The sequence below is a fragment of the Streptomyces sp. HmicA12 genome, assembly GCF_000373565.1.
Lineage (GTDB): Bacteria > Actinomycetota > Actinomycetes > Streptomycetales > Streptomycetaceae > Streptomyces.
The window spans coordinates 178,535-186,793 of sequence record NZ_KB891807.1; the positions used below are offsets into that span (position 1 = coordinate 178,535).

Here is an 8,259-nt window from a genome sequence, read left to right on the forward strand (position 1 = left end):
GTGTTGCCATGAGTTATCGGTCATGGCGACGCAGAGATACAGAGATGAACCGTCGTACACAGGTTTGCGAGGAGCAATCACCGTGCAGCGCTGGCGTGGCTTGGAGGACATCCCCCAGGACTGGGGGCGCAGCGTCGTCACCATCGGCTCCTACGACGGAGTCCACCGCGGACACCAGCTGATCATCGGCCGGGCCGTGGAGCGCGCCCGTGAGCTGGGCGTCCCGGCGGTCGTCGTCACCTTCGACCCGCACCCGAGCGAGGTCGTGCGCCCCGGCTCGCACCCGCCGCTGCTCGCGCCGCACCACCGGCGCGCGGAGCTGATGGCAGAACTCGGCGTGGACGCGGTGCTGATCCTGCCGTTCACCACCGAGTTCTCGAAGCTGTCGCCCGCCGAGTTCGTGGCGAAGGTGCTCGTCGACAAGCTGCACGCGCGCGTGGTCGTCGAGGGCCCCAACTTCCGCTTCGGGCACAAGGCCGCGGGCAATGTCGAGTTCCTCGCCGAGCAGGGCGCGACGTACGACTTCGAGGTCGAGGTCATCGACCTCAAGGTGAGCGGGAACGCCGGCGGCGGCGCCCCCTTCTCCTCCACGCTGACCCGCACCCTCGTCGCCGAGGGCGATGTCGAGGGCGCGGCCGAGATCCTCGGGCGGCCGCACCGCGTCGAGGGCGTCGTGGTGCGCGGCGCGCAGCGCGGCCGCGAGCTGGGCTTCCCCACCGCCAACGTGGAGACCCTGCCGCACACCGCCATCCCCGCCGACGGCGTCTACGCGGGATGGCTGCACGTGAACGGCGAGGCGATGCCCGCCGCGATCTCCGTCGGCACCAACCCCCAGTTCGACGGGACCGAGCGGACCGTCGAGGCGTACGCCATCGACCGCGTCGGTCTCGACCTGTACGGGCTGCACGTGGCCGTGGACTTCCTCGCCTTCGTGCGCGGGATGTCGAAGTTCGACTCGCTGGAGCAGCTGGTCGAGGCGATCGCGAACGACGTGAAGCGGTCGCGGGAGCTCGTCGAGGCGTACGGCAGGGACGAGGCCTGACCTCCGCCCGTGGGGTGACGCGGGTCACCCCAGGGGCTGTCACATCCCGGAGGGCTGTCCCGTCGTAGTGGTGTCACCACTTATGACGGACCACGAAGGAGCCCTCCATGGAACCGCGACTCAACCTCTTCACCAGCCCGGTCCTCGGCAAGATCGTCAAGCATGTCATCGCGGCGGGCAAGGCCGCCGAGGACTCCGGTGTGCCCACGGCGACGCTGAACCTCGTCATGATCCGGGCCAGCCAGATCAACGGCTGTGCCGGCTGCCTCGACATGCACGTCAAGGACGCCGCCGCGGCCGGGGAGACGGCGGTCCGGCTCAGCCTGGTCGCCGCCTGGCGCGAGGCGAAGGTCTTCACCGACGCGGAGAAGGCCGCCCTGGAGCTGGCGGAGGCCGGCACCCGCATCGCCGACAGCGCCGGCGTCTCCGACGAGGTGTGGGCGAGGGCCGCCAAGCACTACGACGACGACCAGCTCGGCGCGCTGGTCGGATGCATCGCCGTGATCAACACGTTCAACCGGTTCAACGTGATCACCCAGCAGCCCGCCGGTGACTACGTGGTCGGCATGTACAGCTGAACGGTCGCCGTACCGCGTCAGGGCCCGGCTCCACGGAGCCGGGCCCTGACCGTTCGTCCGTGTCCGCTATCCGGCCGCGACCCTGGCCGCCGCCCAGTGGCACGCCACCTGCGAACCGCTCCCGCCCGAGAGCACCGGCAGGTCCTCGGTGCGGCACGACGTCGCGACGCCCGCCCGCTCCGCCTCGCCGCTCGCCAGGATCTGGCAGCGCGCGTGGAAGCGGCAGCCGCCGGGGATGTCGGACGGATCCGGCGCCTCGCCCGTCAGCACCACGGGATCGCCCGGCGCCTCCGGCAGAACCGACAACAGGGCCTGCGTGTACGGGTGTTGGGGCGAGGTCAGGACGTCCTCGACCTTGCCCGTCTCCACGATCCGGCCCAGATACATCACCGCGACCCGGTCCGCGATGTTCCACGCGAGACCCAGGTCGTGGGTCACCACGAGCGCCGACAGGCCCAACTCCTCGCGCAGCTTGAGGATCAGCGCCAGGATCTCGCCGCGCACCGACGCGTCCAGGGACGCCACCGGCTCGTCCGCGACGATCAGTTCGGGGTCGAGGACCAGCGCGCCGGCGATCACGACACGCTGGCGCTGGCCGCCCGACAGCTCGTGCGGATAGCGCAGGAAGAAGCGCTCCGGCGGGCGAAGTCCCGCCCGCGACAGGGCACTTGCCACCGCCTCGCGTTCGTCGCCCGCGTACCCGTGGATGCGCAGCCCCTCCGCCACCGCGTCGTACACCGTGTGCCGCGGGTTGAGCGAGCCGCTCGGGTCCTGGAGGACCAGCTGGACGCGTTTGCGGTACGTCTTGAGCGCGCGCGAGGTGTAGTTCAGCGGCTCGCCCGCGAACGTGACCCGGCCCGACGTCGGCTTCTCCAGGCCGAGCAGCGTGCGCGCCAGACTCGTCTTGCCGCAGCCCGACTCGCCGACCAGGGCCACGATCTCGCCGGGCGCGATGTCCAGGTCGACACCGTCCACGGCCCGAGCGGGCGGGGCGCCGCGCCGGCCGGGGAACGTCAGCTGCAGCCGGTCCGCGCTCAGCAGGGGTTGTGTCTCCGTCATGCCGTCTTGCTCCCTGCCTCGACACCCTCCGCGGGCGCGTCGGTCGCACCCACGTGCACGCAGGCCGCCCGGCGGCCCGGGCCCGCCTCGCGCAGCACCTGGTCCTCGGTCGCGCACACGTCGAGCGCGACCGGGCAGCGCGGATGGAACGTACAGCCCGAAGGCAGCGCCGCCGGGTCCGGCGGGTCGCCGGGCAGGCCGCGCGGCGCGAACCGGGACGCCGGGTCGCCGATCGTCGGGAACGCGGCCGAGAGCGCCTTGCCGTACGGGTGCACGGCGTTCTCGTAGACCTCGTCGGCCGGGCCCTCCTCGACGACGCGGCCCGCGTACATCACCGCGAGCCGGTCACAGGTGTCCGAGAGGACCGCCAGGTCGTGGCTGATCATGATGAGGCCGAGGTCCTGCTCCGCCACCAACTGCTCGATCAGGCGCAGGATCTGAGCCTGGATCATGACGTCGAGCGCGGTGGTCGGCTCGTCGGCGATGATCAGTTCCGGGTCGCAGGCGAGCGCCATCGCGATCATCACGCGCTGGCGCTGGCCGCCGGAGAGCTCGTGCGGGTAGGCGTTCGCCCGCGCCGCCGGAAGGCCCACGTGTTCCAGGAGTTCGGCGACCCGCTTCTTCGCGCCCTCCTGCGTGGCCTTCTTGTGCAGCAGGATCGGCTCGGCGATCTGGTCGCCGATGCGGTGGACCGCGTTGAGCGAGTGCATGGCGCCCTGGAAGACGATGGAGGCCCCGGCCCAGCGCACGGCGCGGACCCGGCCCCACTTCATCGCCAGGACGTCCTCGCCGTTCAGCAGGATCTCGCCGGTGACCTTCGCGCCGGCGGGCAGCAGTCGCAGCAGCGCGAGCGCCAGTGTCGACTTGCCGCAGCCCGACTCGCCCGCGATGCCGAGCTTCTGGCCCGCCTCGACGGAGAGGTTCACGCCGCGGACGGCCCGCGCCCCTCCGGGGTAGGTGACTTCCAGGTTCTTGACCTGAAGCAGCGTCATGAGCGCGCCCCCAGCTTCGGGTTGAGGACGGCTTCGACGGCGCGGCCGCACAGGGTGAAGGAGAGCGCGACGATCGCGATGGCGATGCCGGGCGGGGCCAGGTACCACCAGTCGCCCGCGCTGACGGCGCCCGCCTCGCGCGCGTCCTGGAGCATGCCGCCCCAGGAGGTGACCGTCGGGTCGGACAGGCCGAGGAAGGCGAGCGTCGCCTCGGTGAGGATCGCTGAGGAGATGATCATCGTGGTCTGGGCGAGGACCAGTGGCATCACGTTCGGCAGCACGTGCCGGGTCATGATGTGGCTGTGGCCGCCGCCGAGCGCGCGGGCCCGCTCGATGTACGGGCGGGACTCGACGGCCAGCGTCTGGGCGCGCACGAGCCGGGCCGTGGTCGGCCAGGTCGTCACGCCGATCGCGATGATGACGGTCCACATGGAGCGGTCCATCACCGTGGCGAGCGCGATCGCGAGGACCAGCGTCGGCATGACGAGGAACCAGTCCGTGATCCGCATCAGGACCGTGGAGAACCAGCCGCGGTAGTGCCCCGCCACGATCCCGACGAGCGTGCCGATCGCCACGCACAGGAACGCGGCCAGCAGTCCGACGGTGAGCGAGATCCGCGATCCGTAGACCAGGAGCGCGAGCACGCTGCGGCCGAACTGGTCGGTGCCGAGCGGGAATTCACCGCTCGGGCTCTCCAGCGGGCCGCCGGGCGCGTCGGTGACGGACAGGGCGTCCTCGCCGACCACGACCGGCGCGAGCAGGGCGATCAGCGCGATCAGGACGAGCAGCCCGAGGCCCCACAGGCCTTCCTTGTGGGAGCGGTACGAGCGCCAGAACCGGGCCAGGGACTGGCGCTTGCGGGCGCGTGCCAGCGCGCGGGGATTGCTTACGGCTTGGGTCGTCATCGGCCCACCCTCGGGTCGAGCAGCGGATAGAGGATGTCGGCGAGGGTGTTCGCCAGGATCACCGCGGTGGCGAAGACGAAGAACAGGCCCTGGACGAGCGGGAGATCGGGCACGGACAGCGCCTGGTAGAAGAGGCCGCCGAGGCCCGGCCAGGAGAAGACCGTCTCGACGAGGATCTGGCCGGCCACCACGTGCCCCAGGTTCACGAACATCAGCGTGAACGTCGGCAGCATCGCGTTCGGCACGGCGTGCTTGCGGCGGACGAGGTCGTCCCGCAGGCCCTTGGCCCGCGCGGTCGTCAGATAGTCGCTGCCCATCTCGTCGAGCAGCGAGGAACGCATCACGAGGAGCGTCTGCGCGTACCCGACCGCGACCAGCGTGATCACCGGCAGGACCAGATGGTGCGCGACGTCGAGGATGTACGCGAATCCGGTCTCGCCGCCCGTTTCGAGGCCGCCGGTCGGGAACAGGCCCGGGATCGGGCCGATGCCGACGGCGAAGACGATGATGAGGAGCAGACCCAGCCAGAACGACGGGATCGAGTACAGGGTCAGCGCGAACGCCGTGTTGAACCGGTCGGACTTCGAGCCGTTGCGCCACGCCGTGCGCGTGCCGAGCCACAGGCCCAGCGCCGAGTACAGGACGTAGGCGGTGCCGGTGAGCAGCAGCGTCGCCGGGAGCGCGTCGGTGATCTTGTCCATCACCGGGGTGTGGAACTGGTACGAGATGCCGAAGTCACCGGAGAGCGCGTCCCCGATGTACGACGTGAACTGCTTCCACATCGGCTGGTCGAGGCCGTACTGGTGGCGCAGGTTCTCCAGCTGCTCCGTGGAGACCTTGCGGCCGCCGGTCATCTGCTTGACCGGGTCGGACGGGATGAGCCGGAAGAGGAAGAAGCTGGTGACGAGGACGGCGAAGAGGGAGACGGCCGCGCCCAGGATCTTCGTCGCCGCGTACTGGAGGTAGGCCTTGGTGTTGCGGGCCCGCGGGCCGCGGGCGGCCGACGACGCCCCCACCGGTGCGGTGGGGTCGCCGTCGGAGCCGTCCGCGGGCTGCACGAGCGCCGGAGTGCTGTCAGCTGTCATGGTTCGTGCGTTCTCTGCTGGTGACTCTGCGGTTCATGCGAACTCTCGTTACTCGTGCAGGTGTGGAGCCCGGGTGATCGGTGGTGCTACTCGCGGTCGTCCGCCGTGGTCCGGCGGCGCATCGCGAAGAAGACACCGCCGCCGATGACGACGAGCGCGGCGATCACGATGCCGATGACGACACCGGTGTTGCTGGAGGAACCCGAGTCGTCACTGTCGGACGCGGACGCCGGAACCGCCGACCACCAGCTCCAATACCCGTCCTGGCCGTAGATGTTGCCGGCCGCGGTGGGCATCGTCTCGATCGACTTGATCTGGTCCGTGCGGTACGCCTCGACGGCGTTCGGGTACGCCATGACGTTCATGTACCCGGAGTCGTACAGCCACGACTCCATCTGCTTGACGTAATCGGCACGCTTGGCCGGGTCGTACTCGGCGAGCTGCTTGTTGTAGAGGCCGTCGAACGTCTTGTCGCAGATGCCGTTGTCGGTCTGGGCGATCTCCTTGGGCTTCGCGGGGAGCGCGGCGCAGGTGTGGATGCCGAGCACGAAGTCCGGGTCCGGGTTGACCGACCAGCCGTCGAAGGCGAGGTCGTACTCACCGGCGTACCAGGGCACGGAGACGTCGTCGACGCAGTTCAGCTTGAGGCCGACGCCGATCTTGCCCCACCACTCCTTGAGGTACTTGCCGACCGCCTTGTCGTTCGGGTCGGTGGCGTGGCACAGCATGCGCAGGTCGATCGGCTTGCCGTCCTTGCCGACGCGCTTGCCGTCCTTCAGCTTGTAGCCCGCGTCGTCCATCATCTTGGCCGCGGCGTCGGCGTCGTAGGACAGCTTCTGGTCGCCCGACGGCTGCCAGAAGTAGTCCTTGAAGCGCGGCGGGATGTAGCCCGCGCCCTCGACGGCGTGGCCCTGGAAGACCTTGTCGACGATGGTCTTGGTGTCGACGGCCCTGAACAGCGCCTGGCGGAACTCCTTGTCGGACAGCGCCTTGTTGCCGTCGCCGAACTTCTCGCCGCTCTTGGTCTGCCAGCCCGGGTTGACCGCGATCGCGTAGAAGCGGCGGCCCGGACCCTCGTTGACCTTGATGTTCTTCTCGCCCTTGAGGGACGCCGCCTGGGCGGGCGTCAGGGCGGGGGAACCGGCGACGAAGGAGACCTCGCCCTTGCGCAGGGCGGCGACCGCGCCGTCCTGGTCCTTGTACGTCTTGAAGACGATCTCGTCGAACTGCGGCTTGCCGGTCTTGCGCCAGAAGTCCTTGTTGACCCGCAGCTTCACGTACTGGTCGGCCTTGTAGTCCGTCAGGACGAACGGGCCGTTGCCGACGATCGGGAACTTCTTGTCGTTGTTGAACTTCGAGTAGTCCTTGACGTCCTTCCAGATGTGCTCGGGCACGATCGGGACGTCGAGCGAGGTCATCGTCGCCTGCGGCTTCTTCAGCTCGATGACGAGCCGGGTGTCGCTGGGGGCCGTGACCTTCTTGAAGTTGCCCACGAACGAACCGTTGGCCGTGGCCGCCGCGTCGTCCGTCATCATCTTGTTGAACGTGAAGGCCGCGTCGTGCGCGGTGGCCTTCTCACCGTCCGACCACTTGGAATTGGAGCGGATGGTGTACGTCCACGTCAGCTTGTCCGCGGAGGGCTTCCACTGGGTGGCGAAGCCCGGGACGACGTGGTTGTCCTTCGGGTCGTAGTTGGTCAGGTACTCGTACATCAGGCGGTGGATGCTGGTACTGACCAGGCGTGACGCCAGGAACGGGCTCAGCGAGTCGACGCTCTGCGCGAGCGCCACGGTGAGGACCTTCTTGCCGCCGTCGTCGGCGGCCCTGGCCTCCTGCGGGGCCGGGTTCAGCGGCGTGGCCAGGCCCGCCGTCAACGTGAATGCCGCGGCCCCGGATGCCAGGAGTACCCGCATGCCTCGTCGGTTCGTTCTGTGGTGCTGATCTTGCACATCTCGCTGAGCTTTCGTGGCCATGGGGCGGACACCTCGCGTCGGGACTCTCACAGCAGGCTGAATGAAGTGAGTGTCTATCAGCGGCTGTTGACGCACGTCAACGGCAGGTGAACCCCATGTGGCCTGCGGAAATAACGAGTTGACCCGCATTTCACGCACATTGGTAGAGACCTCTGACGCTTTGCAGGCCAGGGAGTGGCGCCGTAATGGACTTATCCGCTCTATGTACGTGAAAGGCCCGCACCGTCCAACGGTGCGGGCCTTTCACGGAGTTGGGCAAATCGTTGTCACTGCTGCGGGGGAGGCGGGGGCGGAGGAGCCTGCCAGCCCGGTTGCGGGCCGGGCTGACCGGGCTGCGGTTGCTGCGGCGGCTGGGAGTACTGCGGCGGTGGCGGGCCTTGCGGCGGCACTCCCTGCGGCGGGTAGGGGGCCTGGGTGGCGGGAGCGGCCGGGGCGGCGGGCTGGCCCTGGTGGGGCTGCTGCTGCGCGTAGCCCCTCTGCTGCTGCGCGCGTGTCGCGAATCCCTCGGCGACCAGTGCGGAGAGGTTGAAGTACGCCTCCCGCACCTTGGGGCGCATCATGTCGAGGTTGACCTCGGCGCCGGCCGCCAGGTGCTCGTCGAAGGGGATCACGACGACGCCGCGGC

Annotated in this window: 7 protein-coding genes and 1 pseudogene; 2 read left to right on the forward strand and 6 right to left on the reverse strand. The window is 69.4% G+C overall.

Going from position 1 to position 8,259, the window contains the following annotated elements; translation table 11 throughout:
* Window positions 1-82 precede the first annotated feature (82 nt).
* Window positions 83-1,042, forward strand: coding sequence for a bifunctional riboflavin kinase/FAD synthetase (locus B072_RS0117100; protein WP_078506461.1), 960 nt, complete (start codon window positions 83-85; stop codon window positions 1,040-1,042).
* A 107-nt stretch (window positions 1,043-1,149) separates the two neighbouring features.
* The gene (locus tag B072_RS0117105) at window positions 1,150-1,620 is read left to right on the forward strand and encodes a carboxymuconolactone decarboxylase family protein (protein ID WP_018531179.1); all 471 of its coding nucleotides are present in this window, start codon (window positions 1,150-1,152) and stop codon (window positions 1,618-1,620) included.
* Between the two features lie 66 nt (window positions 1,621-1,686).
* Here the strand turns inward: B072_RS0117105 and B072_RS0117110 are convergent, their stop codons facing one another.
* The 6 genes and pseudogenes from B072_RS0117110 to B072_RS0117135 form a co-directional block, all read right to left on the reverse strand.
* Entirely contained in the window at window positions 1,687-2,679 is a 993-nt protein-coding gene (locus B072_RS0117110) for an oligopeptide/dipeptide ABC transporter ATP-binding protein (RefSeq protein ID WP_018531180.1), read from the reverse strand.
* Window positions 2,676-3,671 (reverse strand): ABC transporter ATP-binding protein, encoded by a 996-nt coding sequence (locus B072_RS0117115; RefSeq protein WP_018531181.1) that lies wholly within the window; start codon window positions 3,669-3,671, stop codon window positions 2,676-2,678. The genes B072_RS0117110 and B072_RS0117115 overlap by 4 nt, the downstream gene beginning before the upstream one ends.
* Window positions 3,668-4,576: an ABC transporter permease gene (locus B072_RS0117120; RefSeq protein ID WP_018531182.1), complete on the reverse strand. Its 909-nt coding sequence runs from the start codon at window positions 4,574-4,576 to the stop codon at window positions 3,668-3,670. The genes B072_RS0117115 and B072_RS0117120 overlap by 4 nt, the downstream gene beginning before the upstream one ends.
* The gene (locus B072_RS0117125) at window positions 4,573-5,661 is read right to left on the reverse strand and encodes an ABC transporter permease (protein WP_018531183.1); all 1,089 of its coding nucleotides are present in this window, start codon (window positions 5,659-5,661) and stop codon (window positions 4,573-4,575) included. The genes B072_RS0117120 and B072_RS0117125 overlap by 4 nt, the downstream gene beginning before the upstream one ends.
* An 86-nt stretch (window positions 5,662-5,747) precedes the next feature.
* Entirely contained in the window at window positions 5,748-7,574 is a 1,827-nt protein-coding gene (locus B072_RS0117130) for an ABC transporter substrate-binding protein (protein ID WP_018531184.1), read from the reverse strand.
* Window positions 7,575-7,900: 326 nt separating this feature from the next.
* Window positions 7,901-8,259, reverse strand: a pseudogene (locus B072_RS0117135) (hypothetical protein); the annotation flags it as partial.